Genomic DNA, 17167 nt, shown 5'->3' with positions numbered 1-17167 from the left:
GGCGCTGGCCTGCAGGCGCGGGGCGACGATAATTCCGGCAGCAAGAACGATCGATTCATCCACGCGTCGTCGGCCGCGCGGACGCGAGCGAGGGACGCATCGCCGTGACCGCGACGCGCCCCCGCTGGCGGGCCGCGAGGCTCAGAGCGCGGTCGGGTCGAGCACGCGGCCGAAGAACAGCAGGCTGTCGGTCTTGCGGTCGCGGACGGCGAACAGGAACGGCCGGTCGGCGGTGAAGGTCGCCTCGGGCCAGACGCCGCCGTCGGAGTCCTCGACCGTCGAGGGCTTCGACGTAGGCGTCGAAGGTGCCGGCGTCGGGGAGGATGAAGGCCATCGACAGCGATTCGCCGCGCAGGGGCAGCTCGAGGGCCTCGAAGCCGGCGCCCTTGTGGTACCAGGCGTCCTCGGTGGCGACGCGCATCATCGCCACGTCGACCGCGACGCCGTCGGCGCGGGTGAACGGCACGCCCTCCTGGACCTCGTCGAACGCGAACTTCCACGGCGCCTTGAGGTACATCGCGTTGATCAGGACGCCGGTGACCGTGGGGTAGATCGACATCGGCGGCAGGAGCTCGAGGATCTTTTCATGGGTCTCGCCCGCGACCCATTGATTGATGGCGAGGCGCGCGCCTTCGGGGTCGCCGCCGATGTCGAGCAGGCGCAGGCCGCTGCCGTAATGGACCGCGAGGACGTCGAGGAATTCGGCGAGCCATTGGACCTCGAGGCGGCCGAACATCTGCTGGACCGATGACAACTGGACCGAGTCGTCGCCGTCGACCTCGCCCGAGGGCGGCAGGTCGCGGGAATTGAGCTCGAGGTCGATCTTGTTGAAGGCGGTGTCCAGCCGCGGCCTGTCGAGGCTGAAGCGCAGGGCGCCCTGGATCTCGGTCTCGCTGATGGTGCGCGCGCCCTCGCGGAGCATGCCGAAGGCGAGCCATGGGGCCTTCGCCCGGTCAGGCGGCGACGGAGGTCGTGGCAAGGGCGACATCGTCGCGCAGGGTGGTGACAATGAGAGGCGTGGCGAATGCATGGAGGAGAGAGGGCGCTGTCATTCGCCGACAGGGGATTCGTCGCAGCGTGGCGATCGCTCGATTCGCGCGCCGGGGGGCCCGGCAGGGAGCGAGGTGGCGCGCGGGGTCGGGCGAGACGGGGATCGCCGGCCTCGACGGCGGCGGCGGGCGTGCACTATCCTCCGGCGCGGGTGCCTGCGAGCGCGCGACATGCCGGGGCGGGCCCGGGCGGCCCGGGAGGGGCGGGGGCTTGCCTCGACGAGACGGCGCTGGCGCAGTTCGTCGAGGGGGCCGGCAGCGAGGGGTCGCGCGCGGCGGTCGAGCGCCACATCGACGCGTGCCCGGACTGCTTCGAGCTGGTCACCCGCTACGCCCAGGCGTACCTGAGCCACGGCGAGGAGGGCGAGGCGGAGGCCGTGGCCGCGGCGCCGCTGCTGCGCGGCGACAGCGTCGGCCGCTACGTGGTGCTCGACTGCGTCGGCATGGGCAGCATGGGCACGGTCTACTCGGCGTTCGACCCCGAGCTCGATCGCCGGGTCGCGCTCAAGCTGCTGCGGGTCCGCCCGCAGGCCGACGCCGGCTGGCGGGTGCTGCAGCCGCGGCTGCTGCGTGAGGCGCGGGCGCTGGCCCAGCTGTCGCACCCGAACGTGGTGACGATCCACGACGTCGGGGCGCTGACGCAGCGGGTGTTCATCGCCACGGAGCTGGTCGAGGGCTGCACGCTGCGCGCGTGGCTGGGGCAGCAGCCCCGCGGCTGGCGCGAGGTGATCGAGGTGTTCCTGGCGGCGGGCGAGGGCCTGGCGGCGGCGCACGCGGCGGGGATCGTGCATCGCGACTTCAAGCCGGACAATGTGCTGGTGGGGGCCGACGGGCGGGTGCGGGTGGCGGATTTCGGGATGGCGCGGGTGTTCTCGGCCGCCGATGCGCCGCCGGTAGCGACCGACGATCCCGACGCGCTGGCGGTCACGGGGGCGCTGGTCGGCACGCCGGCCTACATGGCGCCGGAGCAGCTCGAGGGGCGGCCGGTCGACGCGCGCAGCGATCAGTTCAGCTACTGCGTGGCGCTGTACGAGGCGGTGTGCGGGGTGCGGCCGTTCGCCGGCGGGACGCTGACCGAGCTGGCGGAGCAGGTGCGCCGCGGGCAGCTGCGACCGCCGCCGCCGGAGCGCATGCCGGCGTGGCTGGCGGCGATCGTGATCCGGGGGCTGGCGGTCCAGCCGGCGCAGCGCCACGCCGACATGCGGGCGCTGCTGGACGCGCTGCGGGCCACGCCGCGCCGGTTGAGCCGCCGGCGCTGGCTGATGGCCGGGGCGCTGGTGCTGGTGGCGACGGCGGTGGGCGGCTATGCGGTGGCCCAGCAGCTGGCGCCGGCGGCCGAGTCGCGGCTGTGTCGGGGGGCGCAGGACAAGCTGCAGGGGGTCTGGGACGGGCCGACGCGGGCGGCCGCGCAGGCGGCGTTCGAGGCGGTGCGGGCGCCCTACGCGGCCGGGGCGTGGGCGGTGGTGCGGGCGCGGCTCAACGCCTACGCGGCGGCCTGGACGACGGCCCACACCGACAACTGCCTGGCCACGCGGGCCCGCGGCGAACAGTCCGAGGCGGCGATGGACCTGCGGGGCGCGTGCCTCGACCGCCGGCTCGACGGGTTGCGCGCGCTCACCGGGCTGCTGGTGAGCGCCGACGCCGAGGTCGTGCTGGCGGCGCCGGCGATGGCCCAGGCGCTCGGCGGACCCGAGACCTGCGGCGACGTGGCGGCGCTGCAGGCCCGCGGAAGGCCCGATCCGGGCCGGCCCGAGACCGCGGCGCTGCAAGCCGAGGTGGCCACCGCCCGGGCGCTGCGCCAGGCCGGCAAGCTGGCGCAGGCCCGCAGCCACGCCGAGGCCGCCCACGCGCGCGCGGAAGAGCTCGGGCTGACGTGGCCGGCCGCGGAGGCGCAGGTCGAGTCAGGGCGGGCCCAGGCCGAGCTGCGCGAGGATCTGGCGGCGGCCGAGCAGACGCTGGTCGACGCGGTGTGGGCGGCCGAGGCGAGCGGCGACGTCGAGGCGGCGGCCGACGGGTGGACCGAGCTGGTCGAGGTGCGCCGGGCCCGGGCCGCGTACCCGGCGGCCGAGGAGGCGGCCCGGCGCGCCGACGCTGCCGTGCACCGAGTGGCCGACCCGGCCCGCGCGGCCCTGCTGGCGGCCCGCGTCGGTCAGCTCCACAGCACCCGCGGGCAGTTCGAGGCGGCCCTCGCCAGCCACCGGGCGGCCCTGGCCGGGTTCGCGGCGCTGGGCCCTTCGCACGTGGCCGACGCGGCGCGGGCGCAGAACGACATCGGCGTGGCGCTGCAGAACCTGGGTCAGCCCGAGGCGGCGCTGGTGCCCCTCGGTGAGGCCGCGGCGGCGCTCGAGCGCGCGTTCGGGGCCGACCACCCGGACGTCGCGGCGGTCCGCAACAACACCGCCTCGGCGCTCAGCCGGCTCGGTCGCCGCACCGAGGCGGTGGCGATGTTCCGCCAGGTGCTGGCGGCCCGCGAGCGGGCGTTCGGCCGCGGCCACCCGCGCACGCTCACCGCCCTGCAGAACATCGCCGCGGTCCAGGGCGAGCTCGGGGTGTACGGCGAGGCCCACGACCTGCACCGCCAGGCGCTGGCGATCCAGGAGCGCACGCTCGGCCCGGACCACCCCGACATCGGCGTGACGCTCGGCAACCTGGCGCTGACGCTGCGCGAGCTCGGGGCCCGCACCCAGACGCGCGCGCTGCTCGAGCGCGCGGTCCGGCTGCAGGAGCGCGGCTTCGGGCCCGACCACCCGGCGCTGGCGACGTCGCTGATCTCGCTGGCGGGCGAGCAGAAGCACGCGGGCGAGCTCGAGGCGGCGCTGGCGGGGTACGAGCGGGCGCTGGCGATCCGCGTCAAGCGCCTCGGGCCGGACCACGAGCTGGTCGGGCGGGCCATGAAGCGCGTCGGCGACTGCCAGGCGCGCCTCGGCCGGACGGACGAGGCGATCGCCAGCTTCGAGCGGGCGCTGACGATCGTGGCCCGCGGCTCCGATCCGTTCGGCCTGCTCGAGGCGCGCATGTCCCTCGCCGGCGTGCTGTGGTCACGACCGAGCGAGCGCGCCAGAGCGGCCCAGACGATGGCCGAGCTGCGCGAGCAGCTGCGGACGATGAAGGACCCGAGCCCGCAGGCCCGCGCGGGGGTCGAGGCGTGGTTCGCCGCCCACCCGGAGGCGGAGGCGCTGATCGGGCCGGCCGCGGCGGCGCCGGGGTGAAGCGGCGTCGTGAGGCTCTCGCGCGTCCGCGAGCCCGAAGCCGCGAAGGAGAGAGGGCTTCGACGGGCATGTCCCGAGGGGCATGCTTCGAGGGACATGACCCTCGGGGCATGTCTTCGAGGACCGGTCCGCGAGGACATGTCCTCGAGGACCTGTCCGGCTCAGCCCGACAGCAGCCGCTGGACGCTGACCTCGAGCATGCTGTCGATGAGGCGCATGATGCTGGCGTACTCGCCCTCGCTCAGCCGCAGGCGCGCGCGCAGTTGGTCGCGGGTGCCGGCCAGCAGGGCCTCGCGGCTGCGGGCGATCCAGCGGGCGGCGGTGGCCCGGTGCACGCCGTGGAGGGCGCCGATCTGGTCGATGCTGAGCTGATCGACCAGGTGGTGGCGCAGGGCGTTGCGCGCGCGCGGGTCGAGCTCGGCCAGGGCGGCCGCGAAGGCGTCGCGGAAGGCGTCGCGGTAGTGCTGCTTGAGGTAGTCGAGCTCGGGGTCGGTGGTGGTCGCCAGCGCCTCGAGCTCGGCGGTCGGCTCGGCCGGCTCGGCGACGATCCGGCGCGCCTGGGTCCGCTCGAGGTCGATGCCCGCGCGCACGACGGTGACGCGGACCCACGCCCGCAGGCCGCCCTGGCCGCCGAATTCGGCCAGCCGCGGCGGCTGCTCGCCGCGCGGGGCGAGCAGCTTCTCGAGCACGAGCTGGACCATGTCGTCGGCCGCCGGCCCGCCCCGGCGCGCGCGCGAGGCCGCGGCGACGCTGACCTTGACGAACCGCTCGGTAAAGGCGGCGATGGCCCGCCGGTCGCCGAGGACGCAGGCGCAGGCGAGGTAGAGGTCCTCGAGCGCCATCGCCTCGAGGGCCGCGGCCGGGTCGACCTCGGGCACGCGCGCGGCGAGGTAGTCGCGGAACAGCGCCGGCGTGACTTCGAGGCCGGGCCAGGCCGCCGCGCCGCGGATCACGGCGCGGTCGAGGGCGGCCGCGAGGTCGCGCGCGCCGGCTGGCTCCGGCGGACTGGACGGGGGCGTGGACACGGCGCGAGCGGCATCCTGCCACAAGTCCGCGTCCAGGGGAGCGCCGGGGCGAGGCCCGCGCTGCCCGGGTGACGGGCCGCGTCGACGAAGCTCGCGCTCGAGCGGGACGTGAAGGTCGCCGACGCGAGCGCCTCGCCGACGCCGGACCTCCCCGGCCGCGTGGCGCGGGGATCCGCCCGAGCTGCGCGTCGGGCTATTGCTTGACGACCTCGATCGAGTAGCCGCCGTTGCTGGCGCCGATGTTGCGGGCGACCACGAAGAACACGCCGGGCTGGGTGGTGACCACCGCGGACTCGACCTGGCCGATGCCGAACATGTTGGCGGTGCCGAACTCGGAGGCGTCGGCCTGATAGAAGTCGAGCTGGATGTCGTCGTCCGGGTCGGGGGTGGCGTAGACGGCGTAGTCGCCGGCGATGACGATGTTGACCAGGAACACGTCGGCGTCGGTCTTGGTCTGGAACACGCGCGCGACCTTGTCGCCGGCCTGCAGGACCACGTCGTCCTTGTCGGCGCCGAAGGTGAGGTCGCCGGCGCAGGCGTATTGGGCGTTGCCGACCTCGACGCACAGACCGGTCACGCCCTGGGCGCCGCAGTCGTTGGCGACTTCCTGGGTGCAGGTGACGGTGCACATGTCGAACTCGCCGGCGAGGCACAGGCCGGTCGCACACTCTTCACCGGCCACGCAGCTCTCGCCGAATTGCTTGCTGCCGTTGCAGGTGAAGCCGTCGCCGGTGAAGCCGTCGTTGCAAGTGCACTTGTAGCCGCCGTCCTGGTTGGCGCAGGCGGCGTTCGGGCTGCACATGTCACGGTCTTCGGTGCACTCGTCGATGTCGCTGCAGGTGAAGCCGTTGCCCTTGTAGCCGTCGTTGCAGGCGCAGTCGTAGCCGCCCGGGGTGTTGTTGCAGGTGGCGTCGACGGCACAATCGTTCTTGCCGGCGCACTCGTCGAGGTCGGTGCAGGTCTGGCCGTCGCCCTCGAAGCCCTCGTCGCACACGCAGGTGTCGCCGCGACAGCTGGCCCCGTCGCCGCAGGCGTCGCACGGATCGACGCCCATGGTGGTGGTCGTGGTGGTGGGATCGTCGGGCGTGCCGGTGGTGGTGTCGTCGTCGTCGCCGGTGGTGGTGCCGTCGTCGCCGGTGGTGGTCTGCGGCGCGGTGTCGCTGGTCGGGCCGGTGTCGGTGGCGGTGGCGGTGGTGGTGGCAGTGAGGGGGTTCTCGCCGTCGCCGCAGGCGGCGAGCGCGAGGACGAGCGACAGGGACGAGAGGGGGCGCGATGCGAAGTTCATCTCGCGGAGGAAGGACGACACCTTCGGGCCCAGGTCGCAGCGAAGATCGCAGAGAAAATGCGGGTCCGCAGATGCGGAGCCCGGGCGCGCGCGCGAACACGCCGGGCTCGGGCCGAGCGGCCGAAATGAGGGCAGGTCGCCGGGGCCCGGGTCAGAGGGATGGGTAAACCTGTCCGATCGGCCATGCCGGCGGCGGTGATGCGCGCGATGGATCGTGGATGTCCCAAAGGACATGTTCGAGCGCGGCCGTCCCATGTGCGCCGACCCGCACGCACACCGGCGACATGTCCCGCGCTCGAGAAGTCCTTGGAAACCCCGTTCCCACGGCGTTACCCTGGCGCCGTGGATGATCGCAGCGACGCCGGGCCCCTCGTCACCGTCGAGGTGGACGCAGCTCTTCGCATCACCGGCTGGAACCGCCGCGCCGCGCGAGTGTTCGGGATCGACGCAGCCCTGGCGATCGGGCGCCCGATCGCCGAGGTGCTGCCGGTGGCCGGCGATCCTGCGGCCTGGAGCGGGGCGCTGAGCGACGTCGAGGAGCCGCAGATCCGCGTGCTCGAGCGCCCCGAGGGCCCGCTGCACTTCGAGGCCTGGTCGCAGGTGATACGAGACGGCGACGGCCGGGTCGTCGGGGCGACGCTGTGCGGCCACGACGTGACCGCGCGCCAGCGCGAGGCCCGGCGCCTCGGGGTCGATTCGCGGCTGCTCGCGGCGCTGCTCGAGAACCTCGACCTCGCGGTGTGGGCGATCGACAAGCAGGCCAATTTCGTGCTGCAGCGGGGCAAGGCGCTGCAGACCGCCGGCCTCCGCCCCGATCATTTCGCCGGCCAGAACTACTTCGACGTGTACGGCGACCTCGAGAACGTCGAAGACATCCGGCGGGCGATCGCCGGCGAGGCCACGCATGCGCTGCCAGCCGAGGTCTACGGGATCCACTGGCTCGGCTGGAACCTGCCGACGCCGAGCGACGCGGAGCTGTCGCTGATCTCGATCGCGCTCGACGTCACCGCCAGCAAGCGCACCGAGCTCGAGCTGCGGGCCAAGCTCGAGCTGATCGAGCGCCAGCAGGACGTCATCCGCCAGCTCTCGACGCCGATCATCGAGGTGTGGGACGGCGTGCTGTCGCTGCCGATCATCGGCCTGGTCGACACCGTGCGCACGGCGGAGATCATGGACAACCTGCTGCAGGCGGTCACGCGCACGCGAGCCCGCTTCGCCATCCTCGACCTGACGGGGGTCGAGGTGGTCGACACCGGCACCGCCAGCCACCTGATCCGGATGATCCAGTCGATCCGCCTGCTCGGCGCCGAAGGCATCCTCACCGGCATCCACCCGACGATCGCCCAGACGATCGTGGGGCTCGGCATCGACCTGACGCACGTGGCCGTGTTCGCCAAGCTGCGCGACGCGCTGGTGTACTGCCTCGGCAAGCTGCGGGCCCGCGCGAAGGTCTGACGGCGCTGATTTTCTGGCTTTGAGGACATGTCCTCGGGGTCATTCACCGCAGTCCGCGGGTGAGCGCCCGCGGACGAGGCTGTCCCGAGAGCCCGGAGGTTCAATCCTCCGCGCGCAGGCGGCACAGCTTGAGCCACTGCTCGACCTCCGGGTCGCGCAGGCCGGCGCCGAAGGTCACGCAGCCGGAGAAGTCGCCCAGCTCCATCGCCGCCTTGGCCTGCAGCTTGCGGACCTCGGGCTCGGAGGCCCAGCACTCGTGGTGGCGGCTCTGGTCGCGCAGCACGCCCCAGCGCTGGGTCCGGCGCGCCTCGGTCGCCTTGGCCCGGATGCGCTGACAGCGAGGGCTCAGGTGCGTCTCGTCGGCGTCGGTGTCGGTCGTGGGCGCGGGCCGGCGGGCGACCTTCGGGCCCGGCTCGGTTCGCGGCAGCTCGAGGGCGGGCTGCGGGGGCGCGAGCGGGACGACCGTCGGCGCGGGCAGGGCGGGCGGCGGCGGCTCGATCGTCGGCGCCGGCGCTGCGGGCGTCGGCGCGGGTGGCGGCGGCTCGATCGCGGCCGCGGGCTCCGGCGCGAGCTCCACCGACGCCACGCCGGCCGTCAGCAACAGGCCGGCCGCCAGCGCGAGCGGCCATCGCCGGCGCCGGACCGCGGGCTGCGGCGCGGTCGCGCCCTCGGCGGGCCGCGGCGCCGGGTTCCGCAGGTCGGCGAGCACCGCGTCGAGGCGGGGCACCAGCGCCGCGCCGTCGGCGGGGCGGGCCGCGGGGTCGATGCTGAGGCAGTCGGCGATCAGCCGCACGAGCCGCGGCGGCAGGCCGGGGCGGCGGGCGTCGATCGACGGCGCCGCGTGCAGCAGCTTGAAATTCAGCAGCTCGAACGCGTGGCGGGCGGTGAACGGCAGCGAGCCTGACAGCAGCTCGTAGAGCATCACCCCGACGGCGTAGACATCCACGGCCGGGGTCGCCGCGACGCTCGCGGCCTGCTCGGGCGCCATGTAATCGGCCGAGCTCGAGTGGGCGCCGGCCTCGTGCGACGGGTGCTCGCCCGCGCCGGCGTGCAGCACCACCTTGGCCGCGAGCCCGAAGTCGAGCAGCTTGACGACCTCGCCCTCGGGCAGCGCCGCCAGCATCACGCTGCTCGGCTTGAGCGCGCAGTGCACGATGCCCGCCGCGTGGGCGGTCGCCAGGCCCAGCGTGACCTGCCGCATCAGCGAGCACGCGCGCTCGGCGTCGAAGACCAGCACCTCCTCGAGCTCCTGCGCCAGGTCGCGGCCCTCGAGGTAGGCCATCACCAGGAACAGGCGCCCGTCCAGCAGCACGCCGGCGTCGAACACCTCGACGATGTGCGGGTCCCCGAGCGAGCCGGCCCTGCAGGCGTCGACGCGGAAGCGGCGGGCGATCGAGGCCCGCGCGCTCGGCTCGGCGTGCAGCACCTTGACCGCGACGCGATGGCCGACCTCGAGGTGCTCGGCCAGGTACACCGCACCCATGCCGCCCTCGCCGAGGCCGGCGAGGATCCGGTAGCGGCCGGCGATCAATGTCCCGACGGACATGTCCTGGGGGACATGGGGTCCGAGGTCGGCGGACGCCCTGGCTTCGAAGCTGTCCATCAGCACCCCGAGCGAGCCTCCGAGACTAACACGAGGCCCGCGGGCCCGGGCCGCCCTGCAGGCGCAGGTCGGCGCGCGCGAGCCCCGATGTTGAACCGTGTTCCGCTCGGGTTGATGGGGCCCGCGCACGGTCGCACAGCGAAGTCGAGGTCGGGTCATGTGGCCATTCCCGGCGCCGATCTCGATGGTGCACACAGCGGCGCCGACGATACGCCGCGGACGAGGGCGCGCCGACGCGCGGGTGAACGCAGCCCCGGCGGGGCGGCCGGGAGGGTGATGTGGGTCCGGTGGTCGATGTCCACATGTCCTCGGGGACATGTCATGACAAAAGGCGCCCCGAGCCGCGCGGCGAGGGTGGGGACAGATCTCATCGAGCACGAGCCCACGGCTCAGGCTGGCAGCCCGGGGCCGCGGCGCTCTGTACGCAGAATCGCCTGTCCTGCCGCTCTTGCCAGCATTGGCGCCCGGCCGGCGGCCGACGGCGTCGGCCGATTTGCCGCACCTCGTTTTCGCGCCACATCTTTCACGGTCGCTGGCCCGCCCCGGCGGGTCCCCGCGCCAGGAGGAATGCGTCATGCCAAAGCCCCAGATCTACGACATCTTGCATCGCGAGCACGAAGAGGTCAGCGAGCTGTTCCACGAGCTCGAGGAGGCCAAGGGCGCCAAAGCTCTGGAGCTGTTCACCCGGCTCAAGATCAAGCTGGTGCCGCACGCGCGGGCGGAGGAGGCCGTCCTCTATCCGCGGCTGCTCGACGAGTCCAACACCGAGGACGAGACCCGAGAAGGCATCGAGGAGCACAAGCAGGTCGATCACCTGATCGCCGAGATCGACGCGATCGGCCCCGACCACGAGGCCTGGACGCCGAAGATCAAGGTGCTCGCCGACATGGTCGGGCACCACGTCGACGAGGAGGAGGGCGAGATGTTCCCGCTGGCGCGCCAGGTCGTGAGCGACCGCGAGGCCGAGAAGCTGGCCGAGGAGTACGAGCGCGAGCGCGACTCCTTCGTCCAGGATCTCGAGCGGACCGCCCAGGAAGACGCGGCCGAGTGAGCGGCGGCGGGCCGCGCGGAGGTTCAAGCACCTGTCTCTTCGCGCAGCTCGCCCTGGTCGATGCGCCAGGTGACGCTGGTGCACGCGCGGGCGAACGCGTCGTCGTGGCTGACGGTCACCAGCGCGCCGGGGAAGGCCGCGAGCGCCGTCTCCAGCCGCTCCACCGCGGGCAGGTCGAGGTGATTGGTCGGCTCGTCGAGCACGAGCGCCCACACCGGCCGGCCGAGCCCGAACGCCAGCAGCAGCTTGCGCGCCTCTCCCGGTGAGGGCCGGCGCGAGCGCAGCAGCGCCCCCGGATCGACGCCGAGCGCGGCCACCACCGCGAGCACGCGGCCGCGCTCGTCGGCCGGCAGCTCGCGGACCGCGTCGAGGTGGGCCACGGCTTCCTGTTCGGACATGTCCTGCGGGACATACAGCACCCGGGTCGGCGGGCAGCGCAGGCGGGCCAGCAGGGCCCGGATCAGCGTGGTCTTGCCGGCGCCGTTGGGCCCGGCCAGGCGCACGTGGGCGTCGCGGGCCAGGGCGACCTGCACCGGCCCGAGCACGCGGCGATCGCCGGCGCGCAGCTCGGGCAGGTCGAGCGCGGCGAGGTAGGCCGAGGGGGCCCGCTCGCCGGCGACCGCGATCGGCCCGCCGAGCTCGCCCTCGTAGGCGTGCTCGGACAGGGCCGCGGCGCTGCGATCGATGGCGCGCCGCAGCACGCTGGCGCCGCGTCCGAGCGACTTCTCCGACCACTCGGCGAGGGTCGCCGCGCCGAGCGTGCGCGAGTCGCTGTCGTGCTTGCCCTTGCTGCGCACGCGACGGCTGCGATTCGCGGTCGCGCCGGCGAGCGCGCGCCGCTGATCGTCGAGCCGTCCCTCGAGTCGGCGGTGCTGGCCCTGCAGGGTCGCGCGGGTGGCGTTGTGCTCGGCGCGCTCGGCCTCCCAGGCGCGCCTGGCCCGGCTGTACGGCAGCGCCCAGTCCTGCACCTCGCCGCCGGTGACCCGCAGGGTGCGGTCGGTGAGCCCGTCGAGCAGCGCGCGGTCGTGGCTGACGACCACCCCGAGCCCGTGAAAGCTTCGCAGCGCGGCGAGCAGCAGCCGCCGGCCGGCGTGGTCGAGGTGGTTGGTCGGCTCGTCGAGCAGCAGCACGTCGGGCGCGTCGACCAGGGCCGCGCCGATCTGCCAGCGCTTGCGCTCCCCGGGCGACAGGCTGGCCCAGCGCTGCAGATCGGACGGATCGAGCGCGAGGTCGCCGTGCAGGCGGCGGGCCTCGCCGTCGTCGCGCGCGGCGAAGCGGGCGATCTCCGGCGTGCACACCTCCACGCTCTGGGGACATGTCGTGAGGGACAGGTCCGGAGGGTCACGCTGGATCTCCCCGCCGGTGGGCGCGAGCGCCCCGGCGAGCAGGCGCAGGAGGGTGGTCTTGCCGGCGCCGTTGGCCCCGACGAGGCCGGTCCAGCCGGGCACGAGGTGGAGGTCGACGCCGGAGAGCAGCGGCAGGTCGCCGAACGAGAACGCGAGGTCGCGACAAAAGAGAGTGGCCATGAAGATGCTCCTGAATCTCGCCCGCGGCCAATACGGCGCGTTGCGGGCGGCTGGGGGACAGCGGGATTCAGGCGTGCAGCTTCAAGGGCGGGCCAACTCCGTGGGGGTTCGACGAGGGGCACCATAGCCGCAGGCCGGGAGCGGCGCAAGTCGGCGCGCTTTGCGGAGCGCCGGGCGACCTCGGCCGTCGCGCGTGGGAGACGTCGGCGCAGCGCCGGCGTTGAGTCGCGGTCGCCCGGGCTTCACGGGACGGACCTCGTCATCGGGACGAAGGGTCTTCATGCTCGCCCCGGAGGTCACGCGAGCGGCAGCATCGTGCGCCCCATGCTCGCGTGGATCCCCTCGCCCGACGGGACCCAATCCCCGCTCTCATGCATGGGGCGGTACTCATGCGATTGTCGCGGCGCGCCAGAATGGGGGGAGTCGCCTGCAGCGAGCCGCCTTGGCCGTCGACTCGCCGCAAATTCACCGCGGTCGGCCTATCGTCGATTTCGTGCCGCCGCGAGCGGCTTCTGATAGCGTCCGCGCCATCATGATCAAGCGTTCGATCTTACTTTTTGCGCTGATGCTGCCCGGTTGCGGCGACAGCAAGTCCGGCGACAGCGACACCGAGACCGGCACCGGCACCGGCACCGACACCGACGCGCCGACCGGCACCACCACCGACGCCGGCACCGGGACCGAGACCGGGACCGAGACCGGGACCGAGACCGGCGCGCCGACCGGCAGCGGCGGCGATCAGCCGGTTCAGCTCGATCCGTCGGGGTGCCTCTCGCAATGCGTGGAGGACGTCGATCCGTCGACCTCGCTCGTCGAGGTCAACTGCGAGGTCTGCGACTACGATCCCGTCCAGCACGTGTGCGCCGCGATCGTGGCTTGCGAGCAAGTCATGGGCGGCTGGGCGATCCCTGCCGGTCAGGAGGCGTGCTTCGCCGCCCGCATCGACGGCGGCAACGAGACGCCGTCCGAGATCGACAACATGAGCCAGGCCTGCGTCGACGGCGGCAGCAACCTCGAGATCGAGCTGCTCCGCGGCGGCGAGGCGCCGGCCGGGACGTTCGTGGCCGTGACTTGCGACTGGTCGACGAACGCCGCCATGGACTGCCCCGATCTGCCGGCGCCCTGATCGCGGCGGTCGGCGCATTCGCGGGGTTCCCAATGGCGCGGGCCTTCACGGCGCGCGCCATTCGAACGTCTGCTCGCCGTGGTCACCGCCGCAGAACGGCGGGTCGTCCTGGCCGATCAGGCGAAAGCCGCGATCTTCGTAGAGGCGGCGCGCGGCGTCGAGGCCGGGCAGGGTCGTCAGGTACACCCGCGAATAGCCGCGCTCGCGGCAGAAATCCATCGCGCTGGCGAGCATGCGGCGGCCGAGCCCGAGCCCGCGGGTGGCGGGGTCGAGGATGAAGAAGCGCAGCCGCGCCGCCTCGCGGCCGGCCTCGAGGCGCGGCCCGTCGATCGTGAGGGCGCCGCAGGGGACGCCGTCGCGCAGCGCGACCCATACGCGATCGCGCGACGGATCGAAGCGGCGGAAGAACTCGCTCTGGCCCTCGGCGACGAACGCGTCGACGCGCCAGTCCGTGCCGTGGCTGGCGCTCATGCTGCGGCCGAACAGCCCCGAGACTGCCCCGATCAGGCCCGGCGGATAGTCGGCCATGGTGCGGATCTCCGTCAGCGTCACGCGCTCGAGCATGGCCGACCTTCGGCCGCGCCGCGCCGGCGGTCAAGCTCGTGTCATGCTCGACGGGCCGGGGCTCACGGGCCCGCGGAGCGCCGTTCGGGCGCGCCGGGCTCGCTGCGGGTCGGGCGGCATCGCCCCGCGAGCGAGGGCTTGATCGGGCCCGGCGGATGGGAAATCGTGGTCCATGGCTTACGCAAGCAAGGACCACCGGGGCGCGTTCGCGTGCTTCGTCGCGCTCGTCGGTTGTGGCAGCGGCGGCGGTGATTCGCAGTCCGACGCCGGCACCGCGGCGCACACCAGCGAGTCGGAGGCGACCGAGACCGCGAGCGCGCCGACCGGCAGCGGCAGCGGCAGCGACAGCGAGGGCGGCCTGCCGACCGGCAGCGGCACCGACACCGCGTCGGCGGGAGGCACCGTCAGCGCCGGCAGCGACGCGATGACCGGCTCGACGGGCGCGACCGAGGGCGTGAGCGACGGCGACGGCGAGTGCGGCAACGGGGTGCTGGAGCCCGGCGAGCAGTGCGACGACGGCAACCTCGCGGGCGGCGACGGCTGCGAGCCTGACTGCTTGCTCGCGCACACCTGCGGCGACGGCAAGCACGAGGTCGGCGAGGCGTGCGACGACGGCAACACCGAGGACGGCGACAGCTGCAGCGCCGACTGCCAGGTCGTGACGCCGCCGCAGGTGTGCGGCAACGGCTCGGTCGAGAAGCCGGAGCTGTGCGACGACGGCAACGACGGCGGCGGCGACGGCTGCGAGCCCGACTGCACCTTCACGCCGCCCGAATGCGGCAACGGGGCGATCGAGGCCGGCGAGGCGTGCGACGACGGCAACCAGGTCGACGGAGGCGAGTTCGACTATTGCAAGAACGACTGCAGCAAGCACCACCCCGCGGCCTGCGGCGCGCCGGTGACCTACGCCGTGTGCGACGACGCGATCGATCTCCACGATAAGACCGACCCGAGCGCCGCCCTGCGCGCGATCGGGGTCTGTGATCTCCAGGCCGACGACTCGGTCGTCGTCACTGCGTTCGAGTTCGATCCGGCGGCCCAGCCCGACACCTGGCAGGTCGCGCGCGGCTTCGGCAGTTACGCCGCCGACCTCGACGGCGACCCGAACACCCCGCCCGAGCGGCTCTACGCGCCGCGCGAGGGCAGCGCGTTCCTGATGCTCTCGACCGGGACGATCGCGGCGCCCGACGCCGACGGGATCGTGATCGAGGCGACCTTCTCGCAGGTGGGGCACGGGGCCAACGGCAACTCCGGCGACGACGCGCTGCCGGGCCCGTTCAAGGCGGTCGACGGCAGCAACGGCGGGGCCGGCGGCACGCCGTTCGTCGGCTGCGACAACGGCGAGCCGGGCGGCGACGGCGACTGCTCCGACACGCTGCAGGCGCAGTGGCAGAAGACCAACGGCAAGGTCAACGACCGCATCTACTTCAGCTTCGAGACGGTGGTGCCGGCGCTGACGCACGGGTTCACCTTCGACTTCGTGTTCTGCTCGTCGGAGTGGCCGGGCTACGTCGGCACGGTCTTCAACGACATGTTCTTCGCCTACCAGGTCGACCCGACCCCCGACGACCCGAACGCCAACCCGCCCGTCGACGCCTACAGCGGCAACGTGGCCTTCATCCCCGACCCGAAGGACGCGGACAAGGGGCTGCCGCTGACGATCACGGCGCTCGACAGCTACTTCGACGGCCCCGGCTACACCAAGGCGGAGCCGCAGCTGTGGGGCACCGGCTTCGAGGGCCATGCTTGCTCGCACTGGTTCACCGCCCGCGGCGGGGTCCAGCCGGGCGCGGCGATCACGGTGGGCTTCTTCCTCGCCGACATGTCCGACGCGAACTGGGCCACGGTGGCGCTGCTCGACGCGTTCCGCTGGGACTGCGAGGGCTGCGTGCCGAGCGACGTCGACGACTGCGGGATCAAGCCGCAGTGAGGCGCGCGTGGGCCGGGGCGTGCGCGGCCGCGAGCGCGGGCGTGCTCCCGGCGATCCGCGCGACCTTCAGTCGCGCGGTGCGGTACGCTCGGGCCGTGGCCGTCGTCGCGCGCTGCAACGGGACCGAGATCGATCGCCGGGACGGTGAGCTGTGGATCGTCGAGCGGCCCGCGCCGCCGCGCACCGCGGTGTTCGTGCTGGCCCTGGTGGCGGTCATCTCGCTGATCAACGCCGCGGTCCAGGCGGTGTTCGCGATCCGCGGCGGCTCGGACCACGCGATCGCGGCGGCGATCCTGACGGCGCTCGGCGGCGCGTCGGCGTGGCTGGTCGTGAGGGTCGTGCGGTTCGGTCGGCGCCGGGCCGCCGCGGAGCCGCGACCGCTGCTGATCGTCGACGTGGCAGGCGGGCGACTGCTCGACCCGGCCCGCCGCGTGCTGGCGCCGCTGGCCGCGGTTCGCGTCGAGCGCGTGTTCCAGGCCGCATCGTCGGCGCGGGCGCTGGCGCTGCGCTGGCCGCAGGGGTCCTGCATCATCGCCCGCGGCAGCCCGTTCGGCGACTCGGTCGACGACTGCGCGGCGGCCCTGCGCGGGCAGGGGCTCGGCGGTGATGCGGCCGCCTGAGGGTCGCGGACGGCTCACGGGACATCGGCGGCTCGGCGGGCCGGAGTCGGCTAGGATGGAACGATCGTGTCCACCGAGAGCGACGAGGACGAGGTCTTGCTGGCGGCGTGGCGGCGAGGCGAGCGGGCCGCCGGGCAGCAGTTGTTCGAGCGTTACTACGAGGCGGTGGCGCGGTTCTTCGTCAACAAGGTCGGCGAGGCCGGGACCGAGCTGATCCAGCGGACCTTCCTCGCCTGCGTGGAGGGCATCACGCGCTTTCGCGGCGACGGCAGCTTTCGCAGCTACCTGTTCGCCATCGCCTATCGCCAGCTGTGCCTGCACTACAAGACGCGGGCGCAGGCCCCGGTCGACCTCGCCAGCGAGTCGGTCGCCGGGCTCGATCCTTCCGTCGCGGGGATCCTCGTCGAGCGCGAGGAGCAGCGGCTCTTGCTCGCCGGGCTGCGATCGATCGCCCTCGAGCTGCAGGTCGTGCTCGAGCTTCATTATTGGGAGCAATGCACGGTCGCCGAGATCGCCGCGGCGCTCGACATCCCCCAGGGCACGGTGAAGTCGCGGCTTCGTCGCGGACGCGAGCAGCTGCGCGAGGTCATCGAGCGCCTGGCCGCCACCCCCGAGCTCGCGCTCAGCACCTTCCGCGGGCTCGAGAGCTGGGCCGAGGGCGTGCGGGTCCGCGCAGAGCGCGATCGTCCGTGAATTTTTCCGTGATCCGGATCGACCCGCGACG

General features: G+C 73.5%; 13 protein-coding genes. 7 read left to right on the top strand and 6 right to left on the bottom strand.

What is annotated here, in order from left to right:
• Nucleotides 1–55: 55 nt before the first annotated feature.
• Entirely contained in the window at nt 56–988 is a 933-nt protein-coding gene (locus POL25_RS01835; RefSeq protein WP_272084036.1) for a serpin family protein, read from the bottom strand.
• Between the two features lie 213 nt (nt 989–1201).
• On the opposite strand from POL25_RS01835, the gene POL25_RS01830 reads away from it, so the two are divergent.
• Nucleotides 1202–4258: a serine/threonine-protein kinase gene (locus tag POL25_RS01830; RefSeq protein ID WP_272084035.1), complete on the top strand. Its 3057-nt coding sequence runs from the start codon at nt 1202–1204 to the stop codon at nt 4256–4258.
• 161 nt (nt 4259–4419) lie between these two features.
• Here the strand turns inward: POL25_RS01830 and POL25_RS01825 are convergent, their stop codons facing one another.
• Both POL25_RS01825 and POL25_RS01820 read right to left on the bottom strand, forming a co-directional pair.
• The gene (locus POL25_RS01825) at nt 4420–5283 is read right to left on the bottom strand and encodes a sigma-70 family RNA polymerase sigma factor (protein ID WP_272084034.1); all 864 of its coding nucleotides are present in this window, start codon (nt 5281–5283) and stop codon (nt 4420–4422) included.
• Nucleotides 5284–5476: 193 nt separating this feature from the next.
• Entirely contained in the window at nt 5477–6568 is a 1092-nt protein-coding gene (locus POL25_RS01820) for a calcium-binding EGF-like domain-containing protein (protein WP_272084033.1), read from the bottom strand.
• A gap of 342 nt (nt 6569–6910) precedes the next feature.
• Between POL25_RS01820 and POL25_RS01815 the strand changes: the two genes are divergently transcribed.
• On the top strand, nt 6911–8023 hold the full coding sequence (locus POL25_RS01815) for a PAS domain-containing protein (RefSeq protein WP_272084032.1): 1113 nt from the start codon (nt 6911–6913) through the stop codon (nt 8021–8023).
• A 100-nt stretch (nt 8024–8123) separates the two neighbouring features.
• Here the strand turns inward: POL25_RS01815 and POL25_RS01810 are convergent, their stop codons facing one another.
• Nucleotides 8124–9569, bottom strand: a complete 1446-nt coding sequence (locus POL25_RS01810; protein ID WP_272084031.1) for a serine/threonine-protein kinase — start codon at nt 9567–9569, stop codon at nt 8124–8126.
• Nucleotides 9570–10200: 631 nt separating this feature from the next.
• On the opposite strand from POL25_RS01810, the gene POL25_RS01805 reads away from it, so the two are divergent.
• Complete coding sequence (locus tag POL25_RS01805) at nt 10201–10677, top strand: hemerythrin domain-containing protein (protein ID WP_272084030.1); 477 nt, start codon at nt 10201–10203, stop codon at nt 10675–10677.
• A gap of 23 nt (nt 10678–10700) precedes the next feature.
• Here POL25_RS01805 and POL25_RS01800 read toward each other — a convergent pair whose 3' ends face one another.
• Nucleotides 10701–12203 (bottom strand): ATP-binding cassette domain-containing protein, encoded by a 1503-nt coding sequence (locus POL25_RS01800; RefSeq protein ID WP_272084029.1) that lies wholly within the window; start codon nt 12201–12203, stop codon nt 10701–10703.
• A gap of 532 nt (nt 12204–12735) precedes the next feature.
• Between POL25_RS01800 and POL25_RS01795 the strand changes: the two genes are divergently transcribed.
• The gene (locus POL25_RS01795; RefSeq protein WP_272084028.1) at nt 12736–13329 is read left to right on the top strand and encodes a hypothetical protein; all 594 of its coding nucleotides are present in this window, start codon (nt 12736–12738) and stop codon (nt 13327–13329) included.
• Between the two features lie 45 nt (nt 13330–13374).
• On the opposite strand, the gene POL25_RS01790 is transcribed toward POL25_RS01795, so the two are convergent.
• On the bottom strand, nt 13375–13893 hold the full coding sequence (locus tag POL25_RS01790; RefSeq protein WP_272084027.1) for a GNAT family N-acetyltransferase: 519 nt from the start codon (nt 13891–13893) through the stop codon (nt 13375–13377).
• 172 nt (nt 13894–14065) lie between these two features.
• On the opposite strand from POL25_RS01790, the gene POL25_RS01785 reads away from it, so the two are divergent.
• From POL25_RS01785 to POL25_RS01775, 3 genes are all read left to right on the top strand, one after another.
• Nucleotides 14066–15823, top strand: coding sequence for a choice-of-anchor L domain-containing protein (locus POL25_RS01785; protein WP_272084026.1), 1758 nt, complete (start codon nt 14066–14068; stop codon nt 15821–15823).
• 95 nt (nt 15824–15918) lie between these two features.
• The gene (locus POL25_RS01780) at nt 15919–16443 is read left to right on the top strand and encodes a hypothetical protein (RefSeq protein WP_272084025.1); all 525 of its coding nucleotides are present in this window, start codon (nt 15919–15921) and stop codon (nt 16441–16443) included.
• A gap of 66 nt (nt 16444–16509) precedes the next feature.
• Complete coding sequence (locus tag POL25_RS01775; RefSeq protein WP_272084024.1) at nt 16510–17136, top strand: RNA polymerase sigma factor; 627 nt, start codon at nt 16510–16512, stop codon at nt 17134–17136.
• Nucleotides 17137–17167: the final 31 nt, after the last annotated feature.

It is taken from the genome of Nannocystis bainbridge, from assembly GCF_028368995.1.
In the GTDB taxonomy this organism is placed as follows: domain Bacteria; phylum Myxococcota_A; class Polyangia; order Nannocystales; family Nannocystaceae; genus Nannocystis; species Nannocystis bainbridge.
Note: the sequence above shows the minus strand (reverse complement) of the source record. Positions and strands in the feature narration are given on the sequence as shown.